Source organism: Azospirillum sp. UFLA03-27 (assembly GCF_059803775.1).
In genome coordinates this window covers 1-564 of record NZ_JAUQTX010000548.1, presented here as the reverse complement: position 1 = coordinate 564, position 564 = coordinate 1, and the positions used below count along the sequence as shown (strand labels likewise).

At 64.5% G+C, this 564-nt stretch carries 1 protein-coding gene; it reads right to left on the bottom strand.

Translation table 11 applies throughout. The features are described 5' to 3' along the window. Positions 1 to 231: 231 nt before the first annotated feature. The coding region (locus Q4I23_RS33015; protein ID WP_498529045.1) for a multicopper oxidase domain-containing protein at positions 232 to 564 on the bottom strand (333 nt) is incomplete at its 5' end.

Genomic DNA, 564 nt, shown 5'->3' with positions numbered 1-564 from the left:
GTCCTCGGCCGCGCCGAGGAACGCGCTGAGCGGATCGCACACGACGAGCCGCGGCGCCGCATCATAAAAGGATGGAAAGGTCATAACCGGATCATGCCACGATGATGCGCGGGCCTCTTTGTCCTCGCGCAAACGGCACGGCCAAGCACCCGTGGCAAGCGGGAAATGCCCAACGGAGGAAGGCAGGGTCTCGCCCCCCACCCTCCCCCTGCGCATCCCACCGGGGTGGGATCAATGCTTCATCTCGCCGAGCTGCTTGCGGGAGTCGCCGCTCTTGTCGAGGATGACGCTGTCATCCGCCTTGCCATCGACTTCCAGAATGCCGATGAGCCCCTTGGTGGCGCGGCTCAGAGCGTGGTCGACCAAGGCGTACTTGCCCGGATAGTCGACCTTGAACTCCACCATCGTCGCCCCGCCCGGCGCCACCGTGACCGTCTGCACGTTCTTCAGCGGCGGCGTGTCCAGGGCACCGAGATTGTGGACGCGATCGAAGATCTCGCCGATGACATGGAACGACGAGGTGAAGTTCGGCCCACCGACACCGAACCAGATGCGCACGGTTTC